Origin of the sequence: Coprococcus sp. BIOML-A2, assembly GCF_009875795.1 — a bacterium.
GTDB classification, from domain to species: Bacteria; Bacillota; Clostridia; order Lachnospirales; family Lachnospiraceae; genus Coprococcus; species Coprococcus aceti.
This window is the reverse complement of sequence record NZ_WWSI01000007.1, coordinates 70,966-90,378: the sequence shown is the minus strand read 5'-3', so window position 1 is coordinate 90,378 and position 19,413 is coordinate 70,966. Positions and strand designations below refer to the sequence as shown.

16 protein-coding genes, 1 pseudogene and 1 other annotated feature are annotated in these 19,413 nt (G+C 44.1%); all 17 genes and pseudogenes read right to left on the bottom strand.

Going from position 1 to position 19,413, the window contains the following annotated elements:
* Positions 1–22 precede the first annotated feature (22 nt).
* The 17 genes and pseudogenes from feoB to GT575_RS13320 all read right to left on the bottom strand — a co-directional run bounded on the left by feoB (position 23) and on the right by GT575_RS13320 (position 19,401).
* The gene (gene feoB, locus GT575_RS13400) at positions 23–2,359 is read right to left on the bottom strand and encodes a ferrous iron transport protein B (RefSeq protein ID WP_117874846.1); all 2,337 of its coding nucleotides are present in this window, start codon (positions 2,357–2,359) and stop codon (positions 23–25) included.
* Positions 2,360–2,519: 160 nt separating this feature from the next.
* On the bottom strand, positions 2,520–3,935 hold the full coding sequence (locus tag GT575_RS13395; RefSeq protein WP_118758152.1) for an MATE family efflux transporter: 1,416 nt from the start codon (positions 3,933–3,935) through the stop codon (positions 2,520–2,522).
* Between the two features lie 33 nt (positions 3,936–3,968).
* A complete protein-coding gene (locus GT575_RS13390) occupies positions 3,969–4,595 on the bottom strand; it encodes a methylated-DNA--[protein]-cysteine S-methyltransferase (RefSeq protein WP_161172214.1) in 627 nt (208 codons plus the stop codon).
* 112 nt (positions 4,596–4,707) lie between these two features.
* Entirely contained in the window at positions 4,708–5,382 is a 675-nt protein-coding gene (locus GT575_RS13385) for a DNA alkylation repair protein (protein ID WP_161172213.1), read from the bottom strand.
* 99 nt (positions 5,383–5,481) lie between these two features.
* Positions 5,482–6,339, bottom strand: a complete 858-nt coding sequence (locus tag GT575_RS13380) for an arginase (RefSeq protein WP_161172212.1) — start codon at positions 6,337–6,339, stop codon at positions 5,482–5,484.
* 127 nt (positions 6,340–6,466) lie between these two features.
* Entirely contained in the window at positions 6,467–6,661 is a 195-nt protein-coding gene (locus GT575_RS13375; protein WP_004851427.1) for a hypothetical protein, read from the bottom strand.
* Positions 6,662–6,676: 15 nt separating this feature from the next.
* Entirely contained in the window at positions 6,677–7,864 is a 1,188-nt protein-coding gene (gltS, locus tag GT575_RS13370) for a sodium/glutamate symporter (protein WP_161172211.1), read from the bottom strand.
* A 125-nt stretch (positions 7,865–7,989) separates the two neighbouring features.
* Positions 7,990–8,967, bottom strand: coding sequence for a TAXI family TRAP transporter solute-binding subunit (locus GT575_RS13365; RefSeq protein ID WP_117874853.1), 978 nt, complete (start codon positions 8,965–8,967; stop codon positions 7,990–7,992).
* A gap of 233 nt (positions 8,968–9,200) precedes the next feature.
* A complete protein-coding gene (locus tag GT575_RS15245; RefSeq protein ID WP_117874924.1) occupies positions 9,201–9,638 on the bottom strand; it encodes a leucine-rich repeat domain-containing protein in 438 nt (145 codons plus the stop codon).
* A gap of 179 nt (positions 9,639–9,817) precedes the next feature.
* Entirely contained in the window at positions 9,818–10,519 is a 702-nt protein-coding gene (locus GT575_RS13355; RefSeq protein ID WP_161172210.1) for a hypothetical protein, read from the bottom strand.
* Between the two features lie 209 nt (positions 10,520–10,728).
* Positions 10,729–11,604 (bottom strand): NAD(+) diphosphatase, encoded by an 876-nt coding sequence (nudC, locus tag GT575_RS13350; protein ID WP_055223642.1) that lies wholly within the window; start codon positions 11,602–11,604, stop codon positions 10,729–10,731.
* A gap of 229 nt (positions 11,605–11,833) precedes the next feature.
* Positions 11,834–13,555 (bottom strand): carbon starvation CstA family protein, encoded by a 1,722-nt coding sequence (locus GT575_RS13345; RefSeq protein ID WP_022216075.1) that lies wholly within the window; start codon positions 13,553–13,555, stop codon positions 11,834–11,836.
* An 84-nt stretch (positions 13,556–13,639) separates the two neighbouring features.
* Positions 13,640–13,928 (bottom strand) — a binding site (T-box leader).
* A 166-nt stretch (positions 13,929–14,094) separates the two neighbouring features.
* Positions 14,095–15,033 carry a DMT family transporter gene (locus tag GT575_RS13340; protein ID WP_015534050.1) on the bottom strand — a complete coding sequence of 313 codons (939 nt, stop codon included), beginning with the start codon at positions 15,031–15,033 and terminating at the stop codon, positions 14,095–14,097.
* A 59-nt stretch (positions 15,034–15,092) separates the two neighbouring features.
* A pseudogene (locus GT575_RS13335) lies at positions 15,093–15,239 on the bottom strand (polar amino acid ABC transporter ATP-binding protein); the annotation flags it as partial.
* 153 nt (positions 15,240–15,392) lie between these two features.
* On the bottom strand, positions 15,393–17,084 hold the full coding sequence (locus tag GT575_RS13330) for a putative bifunctional diguanylate cyclase/phosphodiesterase (protein ID WP_161172209.1): 1,692 nt from the start codon (positions 17,082–17,084) through the stop codon (positions 15,393–15,395).
* A gap of 140 nt (positions 17,085–17,224) precedes the next feature.
* Positions 17,225–18,112: a DegV family protein gene (locus tag GT575_RS13325; protein ID WP_161172208.1), complete on the bottom strand. Its 888-nt coding sequence runs from the start codon at positions 18,110–18,112 to the stop codon at positions 17,225–17,227.
* A gap of 245 nt (positions 18,113–18,357) precedes the next feature.
* Complete coding sequence (locus GT575_RS13320; protein ID WP_161172207.1) at positions 18,358–19,401, bottom strand: AAA family ATPase; 1,044 nt, start codon at positions 19,399–19,401, stop codon at positions 18,358–18,360.
* Between the last annotated feature and the right edge of the window lie 12 nt (positions 19,402–19,413).

The following is a 19,413-nucleotide window of genomic DNA, read 5'->3' as shown; positions in this document are numbered from 1 at the left end:
AGCCCCATACTTCAGGCTTTTATCACAGAATTCCACCTATCATATACACCACAAATGCCGCAAGCCACGCCACAACGCACTGCCAGATCACTACCATGACAGCCCAGCGATGTCCCATCTCTCTCTTGATGGAGGCGATGGCTGCTATACAAGGCGAGTAAAGCAGGCTGAATACGAGCAGCGATGCTGCAGCCCTGGTTGTGATAGCTGCGGTCACTGATCCGTTAAACAATATCTCAAGTGTGGATACCACACTCTCCTTCGCCATGATACCACTTATGAGCGACGTACATATTCTCCAGTCGCCAAGTCCAAGCGGCTTAAATATCGGCACCAAAAGTCCAGCTATCGCAGCAAGTATGCTGTCCTGCGAGTCTTTCACCATATTGAGGTGCATATCAAAGCTCTGAAGGAACCAGATACATATAGTTGCAAGAAATATAACTGTGAACGCCTTCTGAAGAAAGTCCTTTGCCTTCTCCCACAGGAGCTGGCCTACGTTCTTCGCACCCGGAAGTCTGTAATTTGGAAGCTCCATGACAAAAGGAACCGCATTGCCCTTAAACAATGTGCTCCGATAAACCATAGCCACAATTATTCCTATCGCAATTCCAAGGAAATAAAGCCCTGCCATAATAAGGCCGCCCTTTCCAGGGAAGAATGCGCTTACAAAGAACGCATATATAGGAAGCTTAGCTGAACAGCTCATGTATGGAGTGAGCAGAATAGTCATCTTTCGGTCTCTCTCACTCGGGAGTGTCCTGGTTGCCATGACGGCCGGAACCGTACAGCCAAAGCCTATCAGCATCGGAACTATGCTCTTGCCGGAAAGTCCGATCTTCCTTAGCAGCTTATCCATGACAAATGCAACTCTGGCGATGTATCCGCTGTCTTCCATGAGCGACAGGAAGAAGAACAGGGTAACAATTATTGGAAGGAAGCTGAGCACACTTCCCACTCCTGCAAATATTCCGTCCATAACAAGGCTCTTGACCACCACATTTACATTTGCTGCGGTGAGAAGCTTTCCCACCTGAACCGTGAGTGCATCTATCCCCATCTCTAAAAGTTTCTGAAGTCCAGCTCCGATCACGTTAAATGTCAGATAGAACACCGCCAGCATGATACCTATAAAGCATGGGATTGCGGTATACTTACCCGTAAGAATGCGATCTATCTTTTCGCTTCTGATCCTCTCCTTGCTCTCCTTTGGCTTGACTACACAGTTTTCACATACCTTTTCTATGAAATTAAATCTCATATCAGCTATGGCTGCACTCCGGTCAAGTCCTCGCTCTTTTTCCATCTGGATTATCAGATGTTCTATCGTCTCTTTCTCGTTCTCATCAAGTCCAAGCCTGTCAAGTATGAGATGATCTCCCTCTATGATCTTGGTAGCAGCGAATCTAAGCGGCAGATCTGCCGCCTTTACATGATCCTCTATAAGATGCGCCACCGCATGTATACATCTGTGAACAGCTCCGCCAAACTCATTCTCATCACAGAAGTCCTGTCTTCCAGGCTTTTCCTGATACTTGGCTATATGTATGGCGTGTCTTACAAGCTCATCCACACCCTCGTTTTTTGCCGCAGATATAGGCACAACCGGGGTTCCAAGCATTGCCTCCATCCCATTTACATCTATGGAGCCCGAATTGCCTGTGACTTCATCCATCATGTTGAGTGCGACGACAACCGGTATCTCCATCTCAAGAAGCTGCATTGTGAGATACATATTTCGCTCTATATTAGTAGCGTCTACTATATTGATGATAGCCTTTGGGTGATCATCAAGCACAAAGTTTCTGGACACGATCTCCTCGCTGCTATAAGGAGACATCGAATATATTCCGGGAAGATCTGTCACGGAAGTATTCTCCCTGCCCCTTATCGGACCATCCTTTCTGTCGACAGTTACTCCGGGGAAATTGCCTATATGCTGATTTGATCCGGTGAGCTGATTGAACAGTGTCGTCTTTCCACAGTTCTGGTTTCCAACCAGGGCAAATGTAAGTCTTGTTCCTTCCGGAAGCGGATCACCATCCCCTTTGACGTGATATTTTCCTTCCTCGCCAAGTCCTGGATGTTCCTTCTCCTCTATGATCTCAACTCTGGTGTGAGCTCTGGATCTTGTCTCTATCTGCTCTGCATCTATCTGCTCTGCATCAGCCAGTCTGAGTGTAAGTTCATATCCATGGATCTGAAACTCCATAGGATCGCCCATCGGAGCAAGCTTCACAAGGGTGAGCTCCGCACCGGGTATAACACCCATGTCAAGAAAATGCTGTCTTAGCTCTCCTTCACCGCCAACTGCCTTTATTCTGGCACTCTGTCCTACCTTCAAATCTCTCAGTGTCATAATTGATTATCCTTCTTTCATCATTCGTCCAGATTCATCCACGCAGTCTTTCAGTACCACAAAATCGTCTGTCGAATGCCGTCTATTTATGTCTATTGATATTTTTTCTCAATTATAGCACGATGCGTTGTATGCGCAATATATAGATCCTGATTATCGTCTATATTTTCACGGCTTTTTCATGTGCATCTCTGTCTATAGAAATCAGTTCCTTAAGTTCCCTCACCGTGAACACGCCGCAGACAACTGCGGTAATGCCGTCCGCTATCGGTCCCGCATACATGACACCATCGATCCCCATGAATATAGGGAATATGATGATGAGAGGAAGCAGAAATAGTATCTGTCTTGTGAGTGACATGAACACACCAAGTCTCGCCTTTCCTATAGAGTTGAAGAAGTTTGATGTCACCGGCTGGATTCCATTTACGATGGTTAGGAACATGTATATCCTGAAGTATCTCTCTGAAAACTGGAAGTACAGCTCGCTTCCCTCTCCAAATGCGCTGATGATCTGTCTGGGGAATATCTGGAATGCTGCAAATGCCACCACCGACAGAGCCGATGCTGCTGCCAGCGCCAGAAGATAAGTCTTTCTCACCCTCCTGTACTTTCCTGCACCATAGTTGAAGCCTATGATCGGCTGGGTTCCCTGTGATATTCCTATAACGATCGCCATGAATATCATGTTTACCTTGCTTATTATTCCTGAACACGCAAGTGGTATGTCGCCTCCATACACCGACTGTGCTCCGTATCTTGACAAAGTATTGTTCATGACAACCTGGACTATCGCCATGGCTATCTGATTGAAACACGCCGACGCACCGAATCTGAATATATTGCCGCAGGGCTCTCCTCGCATAACAAAACTTTCCCTGGTAAGATGTATTGTCTTGAAATGGAACATATATCTGAGGCTTATGGCAAATGATATGATCTGTCCTGTGATAGTTGCCAGCGCCGCACCGCGCATACCCATATCGAGCCCGAATATAAGTATCGGATCAAGTATAGTGTTGATGATGGCACCTGTCAGCATGGATATCATTGAATACCTCGGACTTCCATCAGCCATGATCAGCTTGCTCATTCCGGTATTCGCTATCAGGAATGGGAAACCTATCGCTGTTATCCTTGTGTACTCCTGTGCAAATGGCAGAACCTTGTCAGTTGCGCCGAATGCCTTTAGCATAGGTGTCAGGAATATTGTCGTCACAAGGAAAAGTGCCACGCCAAATATCGCCATGAGACAGATTCCATTTCCTGCTGCCTCAGCCGACTTCTTCTCATCTCCGGCACCAAGCTTCAATGAAAAGCTGGTTGCACTTCCTATGCCAAGAAGAAGCGATATCGCGGTACATGCCGTTGAAAGAGGAAATGCTATATTTGTCGCAGCATTTCCAAGCATTCCCACTCCGTGTCCTATAAATATCTGGTCAACTATATTATAAAGTGCTGTCACCAGCATGGATATGATACACGGTATGGCAAAGGTTGTGAGCAGATGTGCCTCATTCTCATATCCAAGGGGATTGTTCTGATTTTCATTTGTCTTTGTGTTATCAGATGTCATGATTCTGTATTGCCTTTCTGTCTGTATTGCGACTCAGTTTTTCATTCCATATTTCTTCAGGTCTACCCGGTCATTTTCAACCTCTATGCCGTCTGCCCTCAGGCGGTCCGCCTGGACATTTGCTCCACCGAACGCAAATGCTCCCGCAAGCTCACCCTTGGAATTCACCACTCGGTAACACGGTATATTCTCAGGATCAGGATTCTTATGAAGTGCATTGCCCACGGCTCTCGCCATCTTCCTGTCACCTGCCATCTCCGCAACCTGGCCGTATGTTGCAACACATCCCTTCGGAATCTTCTTCACCGCATCGTAGATCCTCTTTGTCGGACTGTAGGTTACTATGTCATAGCTATCCGCTATCATCTGCTTCACCGCATCCTCTGGCACACTTCCATCCAGTATGATAGTGTTCCAGTGTTCTTTGTTCTGATGCCAACCCGGTATGACAGACTCAAATGCCTGCCTCCAAAAATCCCGGCTTTCCGGATCAGCCTTCACATTCAGATTGATATATCCATCCCTCTCATAAGTCCAAAGGAATGCCTTCTTGCTTCCCTTTACCCTGACAAGCTGCCAATTCTGGTCGTGAAATGGCGCCTCCTGGTAAGTGTCCGGAAATGAGAGACCATATGCCAGAACTTCCTCCCTTGTTGTCATGTGTATTTTTCCTTTCTTGTGTTGCGATTATGTAATTAGCTGCCAGTTTTCACCTCAGCTACATAACTTGTTGTTTTTATCTTTTTTCATTTTTCAGCTAAAAAGCGATAAACTACCTGTATCCCTTGAGATATCTCTTCTGCCCATCCGTTATACGGTAACTCTCCACTGCCTTCTGTATCGTCTTTCGGTGAACCCAGTCGGACATGCGGTGCTCTTCTATGTACGGAATGACCGCATCCCACTGCTTTGCCAGTGCTGTCGCCATGTACCATGCTATCATCATGTTGACATAATACTCATCAGACTTAACTTCTGCCACAAGCTTCACATATTCAGGATCAAAATCAGCATCCAGATAAAGCCTCATGAGCATTCCTATTCCATACCGTATAGTATATGTCTCGCCTGAGGCAATCCAGCACTTGATGACCGGTAGCAGTTCTTCCTTGTGCTTTTCAAAACACTTCGGTGCCGGGAAATCACAGGTTGCCCAGTTGTCTATATACGGAAGAAATCTCTCTATCTCCGAGATACATCTGTCATAATCCTTTATCCTGGTTATGAACATCATGTGGAGATTATTTTCCTCGTAATAACGGTGTGGAAGTTCTTTTATAAACTTTTCTGACAGTTCTGTTCCAGCTATACTCTTTGCATATTTTCTGAGCACGGGAACTCTTATGCCTATAATCGTCTCCTTGTCGGTGTCAGGCATAAGCCTGCTGTGAAAATCTCTGTATGCCATATCCTGTAGTTCAAACAGATGCTTTTGAATCTCCTCCATATTTTCACCTTACGCTTTCTAATTTTCTCGTTGTTAGTTTTCCATTTTCTACATTTTTCTATTCTAACTCATAATTGTATACAACTATTATATCTAATACTATCTGAATTTCTTCACATGCTCCGATATAAACCGAAACAATTCGATATTGGCCTTCTCATTCTTCTCCTCCGCCTCAAGATATTCAGGCACTGAAATATCTGTCTGAACCTCTCCGCATACATCAACGCCCAATATTCTTGAATGTCTTATACCACCGTCATATCTTTCATCATTACGACAAGCGTCTGTATTTTTTTCTTCACCCTGACCGCCAAGAAAGACACTAAGCAGGCGTTCAAGTCCATCGATTGACATATCCCCCTGACTCCAGTTCGTCTCCGTGTACTCTGTTCCGAGGACATCTTTGTCTATAGATATATACAGAGGCAGATCTGTTCTAATAAGTTTCAGCTTATTCTCAAGCAGATCACCATGCAGGTCTTCGGCGGAAAATGTCAACAATCTTCCGCTCTGACTCCCACTATAACTTTCCAAAGTCTGCTCTATATCTGACTCCGGCGGACCTACAACTACCAGCTGTCTTAGATTTTTATTCTGTATAAGAGTCTGTCCCGCCCAGTCTCCGCAGCTCATCATTTCTGGAACCATAGGTATCTGCATGTCTGTATGATGATCATACATAACCAGCCCAAACGGTTCGGTTATATGATCTGTTATAATCTTCGTTATATAATGATAATTTCCCGAATCTATATAATGTATACCCTGGATTCCGTACGGCTCTATCCTGCCCCATATTTTTTCATATGCATTTTTTGAACAATACATATCTGTCTCTTGTATATCAGAGCAATCTATGTATCTGAATCTATCTATATCCTTTATATCCTCATCACGATATACGTGAGTAAAATCCAAAATCATATTCTCATTTTTCACCTTGCTGTCACCCATATACAACCCCCATATATCCAATAACAAGTCAATTTCGCAGCAATATCGATTAACCTGTCAATAATAAAATAATCTTAATACCAAAATCGCCCGACTGTATTCTAACACAACCGGACGATTTTAATCACTATTTGTCTTTCTTTTTCCTTATGTGGATCTCCGGGATTGCCACCGTGTCATATGTCACAGACGAGTCATCCTCACCCACATTATCCTCATTGTCATCATGGCTCTTTGTGTTCACCTCAGGAATAGCCAGATTGTCAAATGACATGTTGAATCTGTGATGCTTTTTATGCTGTTCTTTATTTTTTTCTCTCATAGTTGGTTATACCCCCTAAAGTATGTTTATGAAAAATGTAATTACCAGGCTGTTCAGGAAGTCAGCAAATAAACTTCCTATAAGCGGTATTATCAGATATGCCTTGACTGAAGGAACATAGCGGTCGCATATAGCCTGCATGTTCGCCATGGCATTTGGCGTTGCTCCCATACCGAAACCACAGGTACCCGCCGACAGAACCGCCGCATCGTAATCCCTGCCCATCACGTTGAACACAACAAAATATGTGAACAGCACCATGAGTATAAGCTGTGCCGAGAGCAGTATGATAAGCGGAAGTGCAAGCTCTGCAAGCTGCCACAGCTTCAGGGTTATCATCGCCATTCCAAGGAACAGCGACAGACAGATACCACCGAGGTTGTTGATCTCACCCATATAAATATCAAACTTGCCGGAATACTCTCCGATATTTCTGATGACCGCAGCCGCAATCATCGCACCTATATATATAGGAAATGTAAGTCCTGTCTTTGTGAGAAGTTCCGATATGATGGTTCCTATTCCTACGGCTATGATGAGCTGGAACACAGCTGCCGCATACATATTGGTATGGCGCTCATGTTTCTTCTCATCCTCAACCAGTATACTGTCGTCCTCGGCAACTGCAGTGTCCAGAAGCTTCTTCCTGTCTATGAGTCTCTTGCCAATAGGGCCACCTATAAGACTTCCTGCGATAAGTCCAAATGTTGCCGCAGCCGTGCATATAGTTGTTGCCCCCTTGACATCAAAATCCTCCAGCACCGGGCCAAACGCTCCTGCAGTTCCATGACCACCTACCATAGGTATAGATCCCGTGCAGAGTCCAACAAGCGGATCAAGATGCAGCAGCTTACTCACCCCGAGCGCCAGAAAATTCTGGGACACTATAAGCACTACAACCAGTCCAAGGAATATGAACAACGACTTTCCTCCGCTCTTTAAAACCTTGAGATTCGCCTGGAATCCAACGGATGTGAAGAAGAATACCATGCACACCTCTCTCAGCGTATCGTCAAATGTAAATTCTGCTATGCCAAGACTGTAACACACACAGGTCAGGACTGCGAAAAGCAGACCTCCTATGACCGGCGCCGGTATGCAGAATTTCTCCAGGAAATTAATTCTTTTCTTCAAAAACTGTCCCAATATAAGTACCAGAACTGACACCGCCAGTGTCTGATACATATCTATCTGTATCTCCATGTAAGACCTCTCTTATCTATATTATATACACATGCAGACATCCGTGATCAGATACCTTCTTAATCCAATATCATCTGCATATATTCTTTTCCGCATTCAGTATATTTATTATCAGCAGCTGACAACTACTGTTCAGCCGGGATCTCTATTCCTTTTTTCTGATAATAAGCTTTCGCGCCATCATGAAATGGAATGGTCACGTTCTTCACAGCCTCACTCTCATCTATCTGGAAGGTGAGTGCTATTGAATACTGGATATCCTGCGCATGTTCAAAGAGAAGTCCTGTGAGCTCCTCCACTATCTTCTCATCCATATCATCCCTGGCGAGGAGCACTGCTCTGACACCGAGTGTCACAACATCCTGAGTCTGTCCCTCGTAGGTTCCCGCTGGTATGGTGTAATCCGTATAGAAGCCGTACACGGATTTTAGTCTGTCCCTGCATTTGTCATCTATTCCGATGAGCTTTACGTCACATTCCTTAGACAGCTCCTCGATCACCGAGGTCTGTATACCTGCTGTACAAAAGAATGCATCTATCTGTCCTGATTTGAGTTCATTTGCCGCATCCACATAATCGAGATTAACCGTGTCCACAAGGGATTCCACAAGGCCGGTCATCTTAAGTATCTGCTCTGCATTTCTCTGGGTACCGGACTCCTCCTCACCCACAGAAATCTTCTTGCCCTGAAGATCATCCAAGCTGTCTATTCCCGAGTCAGATCTCACCACGATCTGACACGCCTCAGTGTACAGGCTGGCAACTGCCGAGTACCCTCTGTACCTCTTCTTGTCCGTGGCGCCTGTTCCGTTGTAGGCCGCATCCACCAGATCCGCCTGGGCTATCGCCATGTCCACATATCCGTCGGACAGAAGCCTGATATTCGCCGTGGAGCCTGCAGTAGCCTTTACCTCAAAATCAAGATCCTCATCCTCCGAGGATGCTATCTGCGCAAATGCGTTGGAGAACGCATAGTATCCGCCGCCAACTCCCGCGGCTCCCAGCTTCACGGAATCACTGCCGATGCCACACCCGGCAAGGGAAAGTGTCATCAGAATGGCTGTTCCCGCTACAACCATCCTCTTTATCTTTTTCAGTTTCATTTCATTTTCCTCCTTACGTGACTTGGCGAAAGATCTTTCTCTTCGCTATTACCACCACCATACAACAAGCCCGTATAACACGAAATAAAGGGCTTATCGCCCTTTATTATCGCCGTCCATATACCATGTACATCATTATTGTTATTTTACAACTATATTTAACAAAATGATATGGATAATTGTATTTTATATCTATAAAATCATCCTGAATCCGTCTATGAGAGCTATATTATTTACTTTTTTATAATTTTTACGCCCTTATCTGCATCAATAATGCCGCCCTTCGCTGTAAGCTTTTTATTCTTTCTGACATCCAGCTTAGTCAGTTTGTTAGGCTTGCAGAACAGTTTTTGAAGACTTCTGCTCTTGCTTACATTCAAGGTCTTTAAGCTATTATTACCACAATACAATGTTCTGAGTTTCGGTGTGTTTCCGGTCGACAGAGCTGTAAGCTTATTATAATCACAGTTGAGCTTTTCCAGTTTCTTGTTTCCCGAAAGATCTAGTGATGTGAGATTATTGTGTCCACAATCAAGATACTTAAGATTCGGGAAATACTTAATTCCCTTAAAACTGCTGATCTTCCAATATTTCGCACTTATTAATGTTGCATTATTCCGCTCTTTCTTTGATAAATAGCCATCGCTGTTGGTGTCAAAATAATACTTCACATATAACCTGCATTTCTATTGTATATAAGTAAACTTAAAAGTCAACTCCGTATTGCTGCTTATTATTTTTATCATATTTTATTTTCTTGCAAATGCCGGAGCACTCCGGAATATAAACAAAATAAACGGCGGAGTCATTGTCTCCGCCGTTTATTTAAAACACATATATCAAAGTGACTTTACCACTCGTGCACCTCTACTTCTAACCCCCACGTGCTGAACAGTGAATCCGCAGCCTCCTCCACAGTCTGACCATCAGGGAGTGCCATGTAACTTCCACTCACGCTCACTATTCCGTCACCACAGTTACTATAGGCTATCCACAGTGCACATTCCTCCCCAGCTGGGATCACCCACACCTGATCCAGCACCGGTTCACTTACTACATACGCCTGATCATACCTAAGTATTGATGAGGCCGCCAATGCACTCGCTCCCCCAGCGCTGGCGGTCACATAATTTCCAAATGCCAAGCACGCATTTTTTTCAACACGGTCTCTGGCCGTATCGGACAGGGACGTTTCACCATCAGTCTGCCCCATAATGAATTTTGCTGCTTTATCCGAGATTATCACAACTGCAATCTTGCCACTTGTGTCGGCTATATTATTCCCCCAGTCACTTGCGACTTCAGCAACCTCGTCACTTCCGCCCATTATCTTTATATAAGCTTCATCATTTGCAAGCTCGTTCACCGAAGCCGCCACATCTAGGGCAGTCTCCTTGAACCACTCCTCATCCGGCGTATTGACCTTGAACTTTCCTTGACTCTCTATACCCGATTTGGTTCTATCTGTTTTATCACTGCTTACCACTGATGAACATCCCGCAAGTCCCACCAGTGCCGCAAGCACACATATCACAATTCCTGTCTTTTTCATATTCCATTTACCCCTTTTTTCTCGATATAATCCCATTTTTAATGTCTTATTATATAAAGAAACATTCTCCCATATTTTTCTCAAGTATCCATATCCTTGATTTGTCTATAATACAATAACTCCATACATTTACACAACCGTTTAAAACTTAAATAATCTTATGCTGCCCGTCCGGATATTCAATGGATATTACATCTTAGCTCTATTTGTCACTTAAACACTCCCTGTCCGTGCTCTTTAAAGTATACCATCATCTCATGTGTGAGACTCAGGTGCTCCGGATAGTCTGGAATATCATCACGGTTCACCCACTCTCCGGTTGCAAGCTCTTGTCTGTCTATGGTCAGATGTCCGTCACCGCCCTCCGGTATGTCTGCCTGACAGAAATAACCCATGAGAAGATTGCTGTCATAGCCCCATGGCTGTGACTTGTAATAAGTGATATTCTTAACGCTGATGCCGACCTCCTCCATGACCTCCCGTCTGACGGTCTGCTCAGCACTCTCCCCTATCTCGGTAAATCCCGCTATCAGGGCATATCTCTTGTACTCCCTGCCCGCATATGTGGTAAGTATGATCCTGTCGCCGTCGATCACGCCCACTATGACAGCAGGAGCTATGACTGGAAATATCAGCCTGCCGCATGACGGACATCTGAGCATCCTCTCTTTCTCATCATGAACAGTTCTCTCTCCACAGGCACCACAGAACCTGTTGGTCCTGTACCAAAGCGACAGATGCCAGCCTGTCGCCGCCGCAAGAACCGCAGTCTTCGGATAGCAAGCCCTTGTCTTATACATGCTTCGGTATTCATAGCCCGGGGCAGCAAGTCTGTTATCTCCATTCCACATAAAATATGCGGTATCATCTATTGAAAAGAGATAAACCAGATCCCCTATTTTCCTATCGCATCCGGTTATTTTCTGCAGTTCTCCATACGTCATAAACCCAAGCAGGTTCTCATCATCCATAACTTTCGCAAATATCATTTTCTCAGAAAAAGAGAGAACCATATCATGATCCTCTGGTTCTCTCCTGTTACTATATTGATTATTAAACCTCTGTGGTTCTATATCCTGTATCATACCTATATTTCCTCCACTATTCCAGATGTCCAAAGATCTCAAAGAGAATGACATCCCTCATTTCCCCTATTATTTTCCTTCAAAGACTTCAGCCTGTCAATCCTTAATGTTGGTTACAGCCATGCCATGTAAACATAAAAAATCAGACAATCGGTATTTCACCAATTGCCTGATTTTTTGGTAGTTATTATATTTAAAATCTTTATCGGGGATTCCCCCCACTCATCATTTAAGCCTCTGCCTTCTCAGCATTCTCCTTCTTCATAAGAACGAGCTTCTTGATACATGTGATGGCCACGATGATACCAAGCACGATAAGGAATACTGCTACTATAAGCTGAAGTCCCTCTACAAGGAATGTTGCTGTTCCAGCCTGGAACTTCTGTACATTGCCTATTACATTGAGCACGATAGCTGTAAATGTAACAGCAAGCATTATCAGCATAGGTGGGTAGAGCATTGCGTGCTTTCTGTTTGTTGCCTTGAGGAATACTGCTACGCCTATAAGTACAAGGGCTGCAAGCATCTGGTTTGCTGATCCGAAGAGTGGCCATACATTTGAATATCCACCCTTGCAGAGAAGATAACCAAAGAACAGTGTTATAACTGTTGCAAAATACTTGTTTGTAAGTATCTTCTGCCATACAGGCATCTTGGATGTATCTGTTGTGTCTCCCATGAAGAGCTCCTGGAATGACATACGTCCGATACGTGCAACTGAGTCAAGTGATGTAAGAGCAAGTGCTGATACACACATTGTCATGAATACATTTGCAACTGAGTTTGGAAGTCCGAACTTCTCGAGGAATCCTGCGATACCCTGTGAGAAGATCTGGAAAGGTGTAAGACCCTCTGGAGCCTTGCCGCCAACTGCGACAGCACCAACTACTATAAGTGAGATAACTCCGAGGAGCGTCTCAAGGATCATTGCGCCATAACCTACGAAAAGCATATCTTTTTCATTTCTTACTGTCTTAGATGATGTTCCTGATGAAACAAGGCTGTGGAAACCGGAAACCGCACCACAGGCGATCGTTACAAACAATGTTGGGAACAGATAACTCTTAGCTCCTGTTGATGATACAACTGTGAAACCATTGAATGCATTCAGGTTCATATCAGGATGTCCTACCAGAACTCCGACAAATGCACCAACTAACATACCGATGAGCATGAATGTTGTCATGTAATCTCTTGGCTGCATGAGTAACCACATTGGAAGAACTGATGCGAGGAAGAGGTAAGCCATGATTACGTAATTCCACTGGTCACCATTTAAGTACCAAGGACATTTCATACCTACTGCAAACATTGCAACGATGAGGACGATGGCTACTATAGCTTTGAGCCACTCCTTCATATTCTTGCATGTCTTCATAACCACACCGAATACCATAGCTACTACTATGAACAGCATTGAAACTGTAGCAGCTGCAGCACCATTGAAGTTCTTTGTCACAGCTCCGTCAGCACCTGCTGTGAAACCGTTAAATGTCGATGAAACCATCGATGTAAATGCTGCTATAACAAGAAGTGTAAAGAGCCAGCAGAACAGTGAGAAGAATCTTCTTCCAGCCTTGCCTATGTACTTCTCGATGACAAGTCCTATCGACTTACCACCATTCTTAACTGATGCATAAAGTGAACCAAAATCCTGAACTGCACCAAAGAATACGCCTCCGACAAGCAGCCAGAGTAAAACTGGTACCCATCCGAACATGGCTGCGATGATAGGTCCCTGGACAGGGCCGGCACCTGCTATCGATGAAAACTGATGTGCAAATACTGTAAGCTTTGATGATGGTACATAATCCTTGCCATCCTCATTTGCAACTGCTGGTGTCTTTGCATTTGGATCTACACCCCATTTCTTTGCAAGCCATCTTCCATAGCCAAGATAGCCAGCACCTAAAACTACTACTGCGATAAGAACAATTACCAAACTATTCATATCTTTCTCCTTTCTCACGCCTTATGGCGATATCTCATTTTTGCAAAGAGTAAATTAAAAAAGGCTTTCGTCTTTATGCAATCTCATAAAGACGAAAGCCTGTATACTTCCGCGTTACCACTTTATTTGCCATCATAAAAGGATGACCTCTCTGACCTTATCTCGCCTGACCACTACTCACTGTCTATTGAAATAAGCTTCTATGTAACGGTAGAAAACCGGTGACACCTAATGTCTCTGGCATATCATGACCAAGGAATTCAGTGTACTGCTCGCAGAGGATAATCATCAAGGACATACACCGTCTCACACCAACCGGCGGCTCTCTGAAGTATGCGATCTTTGACGACCGTATTCTGTTCTTTGCATTTGCTCTTTGTTCGGTACCTAAACTAGCACTGAAGTATTTTAATGTCAACCCATTTTTGCAAGTAAATAAAAACTCGCATTTTTTTCAAGTGTTTCAGCGATATATGTACGCCCGCTGCATATTTTTTCTTGTGAAAACAAAGTATTTTTATCATCGGCTCTCAAGACGTTCATGCCATCTCTTTCTTTCCTCGTCCGACCGGGATCTGTGCCAGAAGTATTGCGGCAAATATCAGCCCGCATCCTGCAAGCTGTCTTACCCCCATACGTTCTCCAAGGATGATCCAACCGGCAATGACAGAGAATACCGACTCAAGGCTCATGATCATTGAAGCGACAGTGGGATTTAGTCCGTTCTGTCCAACTATCTGAAGTGTATATGCCACGCCACACGACAACACTCCTGCATAGAGTATCGGAATCCACGCACTCAATGTACCGAGAGGCTGCACCCATGCCGCAATTCCAGCCACACTGTGATGCATCTCCGAGAAAAACGCCGGGAATATGCTGAGAATCCCGCATACCCAAAACTGTATACATGACATTCTGACTCCATCCACAAGCGGTGAGAAATGGTCTATCACAAGTATATGTACTGCAAAAAGCAATGCACATACAAGCACCATAAGATCACTGCTCTGAAATGACAGTGAGCTGCTCATACAAAGCAGATAAAGCCCCACCACAGCTATAACTATTCCAAGCCATATATTCCAGCCACATTTCTTCTTCAAAAACAGACTCAGAATTGGAACCAGCAATATGTAACACGCTGTGAGAAATCCCGCTTTTCCCGCCGGTGTTCCCATATAAAGTCCAAGCTGCTGTGCAGAGCTTGCCAGGAACAGAACAGTTCCACAGCATATACCTCCAATCACAAGTCTCTTTCTATCTGATCTATTACTCGGTTTCCTATCAGATGGTTTTACCCTGTCAATTATAAATATGACCGGTATAAGAACAGCACCGCCAATCAGTGACCTTATTCCGTTGAAAGAGAACGGTCCAACCGCATCTCCTCCCTGTCTCTGCGCAACAAAGGCTACGCCCCATATAAAAGCTGTCAAAACTAGCAGCAGTGAATTCCTTACCTGTCTACTCTTCATCTGTGAAACCTCTCGTTCTTTTTAGTCAGTGCCACAGCATACAACATACAGGCACTCTATTATGTGTTGAGAATTGAACTGAGAAACGCCTTTGTCCTGTCATTCTGCGGGTTTCCGAACAGCTGCTCCGGGGTTCCATCCTCGACTATGATCCCGTTAGCCATAAATATAACACGGTCAGCCACTTCCCTGGCAACCCCCATCTCAAGCAGCAGTTTTTTCTGTGTTTCTTTATCAATCCTCTCAACAGTTTTATCATTTTCCCGGTGAAGAAACAAGTCCCCATGTATATATATTTTACCGTTTTACTACATACACAAAAAGCGGCAATGGAGTTCATATGGCTCCATTGCCGCTTTTTAATATCCCGATTCCAGCCTTTGCTCAAATTCATCCTTTGGCAGGGGCTTGTCAAACACATATCCCTGTACTATATCACAGCCAAGCTTTTCCAGATAGTCAAGCTGCTGAGTTGTTTCAACGCCCTCCGCAACTGACTTTTTCCCGAGTCTGCCTATGAGGTTTATTATGCTTGAAAACATTACTATATCCTGGTGCTTATTATTGTTTACATCGTCAAAAGGTATCAGCGATTTGTCTATCTTGATGGTATCAAGGTCAACCTTTTTGATCATGTTGAGTGAAGAAAATCCTGTGCCAAAATCATCTATGGATGTACTTATGCCTCGTTCCTTGAGTCTTTCTATCACGCTTGACATGATCTCATAATTCTGATAATCCTCACTTTCTGTGAGCTCTATCTCAATATAGCTTCTGTCTATCCCAAATCTGTCTATGGTACCGGTTATGCGTTCTACGAGATCACTTTCTTCCAGATGCCTTCTGGAAAAATTTACTGATACAGGCACGATCTTCTGACCTTTATCCAGTCTGCTTTTCAAAAAACCGCATACCTGCTCAAGCATATAGTAGTCAAGCCTGCACACACTGCCCTCTCTCTCAAACTGCGGTATAAATCTCGCAGGTGTAACCACCTGTCCATCTCTCACCCAGCGGACAAGTGCCTCCGCACCATATATACTTTTATCCGCAATCCTCACCTTTGGCTGATAATATACTACAAATTCGCCCGCAGCAAGTGCCTGGGGAAAAGCAGCCAGAATCTCCTGATCATCCATAAGTTGCTTCTGAATCTCTTTTGTATATACCACTATAGAGCCCGCTCCGGTTTTTCTTGCTGCCTGATACGCAATGCTGGTTCTGGCCATAACTTCCCTCGGTTTATCAACGCCTTCCAGGCAGGCTATACCCGCTGTAACTCCCAGCTGTAATTCTCTTTTGACAGATCTGAACTCATGACTCATATGAACATCTTTAATCTTGCTTATAAAATCAGACGCATTCTCATTACGACAGATTACAACAAAATTATCTCCTCCAAGCCTTGCTATCTCCTCATCGCTGTCAAGATATGACTTCACCATATGCGCATAATTTCTAAGTATCACATCTCCCTGTGAATAATCAAAAACCTTATTCACATACTTGAAATTGTGGATATTAAAAAATATGCCTGTATAATCACCAATTCGTCCGTTTTTTATCAGATTCACCGCATAATACATCAGGGAATTCTGATTGGCAACACCCGTGTTGATATCTGTATTCATGATCTTTTCAAGCATGCACTGAGCCAATGTCCGGTTGTACTGAATAAATATCTCCCTAAATATAAACCTGTGTGTCTGTATCTCCTCTTCTGAATAACCCGGACCATATGGATAATCCTTGATAAACACAGTACCACCGGTTCTGATCTTCATCTCTATATCAACGGGGGTACCCAATTCAGCCCCTTCTTCCTCGTATAATACCGCGCTGCTTCTTTCTCCAAGCGGCATAAACCTGTTTTTCGGAATATCAACAGTAATCTCCGCCTTTCCCAGCCTGAGCCTGTCAGCAATAGCAGCAAGACCATTCCTTATACACTGGATTCTCTGTTGCTGTGTATCCGCGTCCCCGCTTATGCACTCGAAGAATTCTTTCATCTGACTGTCCATTTGTATGCTTTTATCAATTGTATTATCCATTCTCTCTCCTCCAGCCTTCGCCACATAGCCCGTATCGTCCGGTCTTAAATATCAAAATCGGCCCAAGCGCATCAAAAATTAATAAATATAAACTCTTCCTATATTATAGCAGTGGAAAAAAGAATGCACAATGTATTATCCTACCCCTGACGTCTTTTGCCCCAGAAAAACAAGGCAACTGTGCCAGGTCCTGTATGACTTCCTATGGTAGTTCCTATATAATTGATCTCCACCTTGCCGTCAAGTTTTGGAAATCTCTCCTCAACAAGCCTTGCCACAGCCTCGGCATCATCCATACATGCAGACTGCGATATATAGCACTTACCGGAATAATCAAGCCCATCCTGTGCATTCTCCTCCATGCGCTTTACTATCTCCTGAATAACCTTCTTTTTACCTCTTATCTTTGATCTCGGTATCAGCCTGCCCTCGTCATCCATGTTGAGAAGTGGACATATTCCAAGTATTGTGCCAACCGTTCCAGCAGTCTTGGATATTCTTCCGCCTCTGATATAAAACGTGAGATCCGTTGAGAAGAACCAGTGGTTCAGATCCAGCTTATGCTGTTCTATCCAGTCATGCAGCTCGTCTATGGACTTGCCTTCATCTCTCATTCCTGCCAGCGTGTCCATGATCAGCCCATAGCCCGAGGACGCCCCCTGGGAATCAACCACATAGAGTTTCCTGTCAGGGAATTCTTCCTCCAGATCCTCCCTGGCAATATTTGCAGAGTTTATAGACCCGCTTATTCCCGATGACAATGTCAGGTGAAGTATGTCATACCCCTGTTCAAGATAAGGTTTCCAGAAATCATAATATTCATCTGAATTCACCTGCGAGGTCTTCGTAGCCGCACCCTCTGTCATCTTTCTGTAAAATTCCTCAAATGGCATGGTCTGTCCCAGGTCATCAGGATGCTCCACACCATCAAGCTCGTAGTGAAAGCATATATATTTTACGTCTATTTTGTCAAAATGCTCCTTTGAAAGATCTGCTGTTGAGCAGCAGCTCAAGATATACTTTGCCATGTTTGTCCACCTCTCCAATATATTTATGATTACTTTTTTACATTCGCGTTTTCTTTTGATCTAGTATTAGCATTTTCTTTCGATTTAACATCCACTTTTTCTTATCATCGTTTCTTGCTTACTATTGTATCATCATCTGTACTTTATTCATAGTCATAAATACGATAAAAAACAGGCAAAAATACCCACAACACGTTGTTTTAAAAACCATGTCATGGGCGTTAATATATATGATCATTTGTCATTTAAAATACAGTTGTTATCGCAAGTCGTTCCTCAATCAGTTTTTTCGCAGTGTTGAACCGATCAAGATAATCTCCCGATATCGTCTCACAGTGTACCCCATACTTGTCAAACCACGCCTTGAGCAAATCGCTGTAATGCCTTCTCTCCCGCATTATTTTCTCATTCCGGGTCCCATCCTGGACAAAATCCGTTTCATCAGGATCAAGGAACAACACAAGATCCCACTTATTTGTTGCATTTATCGCGCCCGCCATATCTGTAAGCCTGCGTTTTTGTTCATCATCATCCATGAGCATATCACAATAAAATCCCGTAGTCAGTGCATCGGTATCCACAAACAACAGTCTGTTGCTATGCCTGGCTGCCCTGCGTACCTCGTCCTTCTGTCTGATGAAGTTCTCCACCAGATCATCTTCAACCATGAAATTCTCGCCACCCGCGTACTCACAGGTGTCACGTCCTATCTCCCGTACAAAATTCGTGTTATATGCCAGCGCAAGATTCTCAACCAGTGTGGATTTTCCTGTGGATTCACCGCCGACAACCAGAATCTTTCTGACGTAGTGATCCCTGCACACCTCTGGAATATACTCCCAATGCGCCGTCGCCCACTCACGGATCTCTGTCGAGGATACCGGAACCTCCGCCCTGTCAAAATACACGACCTCACTCTCCGGACAGTACAGGCTCTCAAACCTGCCGGTTCCAAGATAATCCGAACCACAGAACACTGCATCTATAGGCTTTCCTATCGTGTCCTTGATATCCTGTGCTCCCTTTTCCCAATAATAATCCGTATTATATTCTTCTTTTGAGACCGCCTTATCCTCTATCATGATTATCTTCACATTTAGCAGATGTCTTGTACTGTTAAGTATCCAGCGATATCTCAGTTCCTTTGAGGCAGACTCTCTGCCCTCACACCAGCTTATCATCACATACAGTTCCTCACACATCGCCGCAGCACGTATGATGTCGTGGATGTGTCCTATGTGAAGCGGATCAAACGAACCCCCATACATTCCTACCTTATATCTATACATAACTTGTCAGCC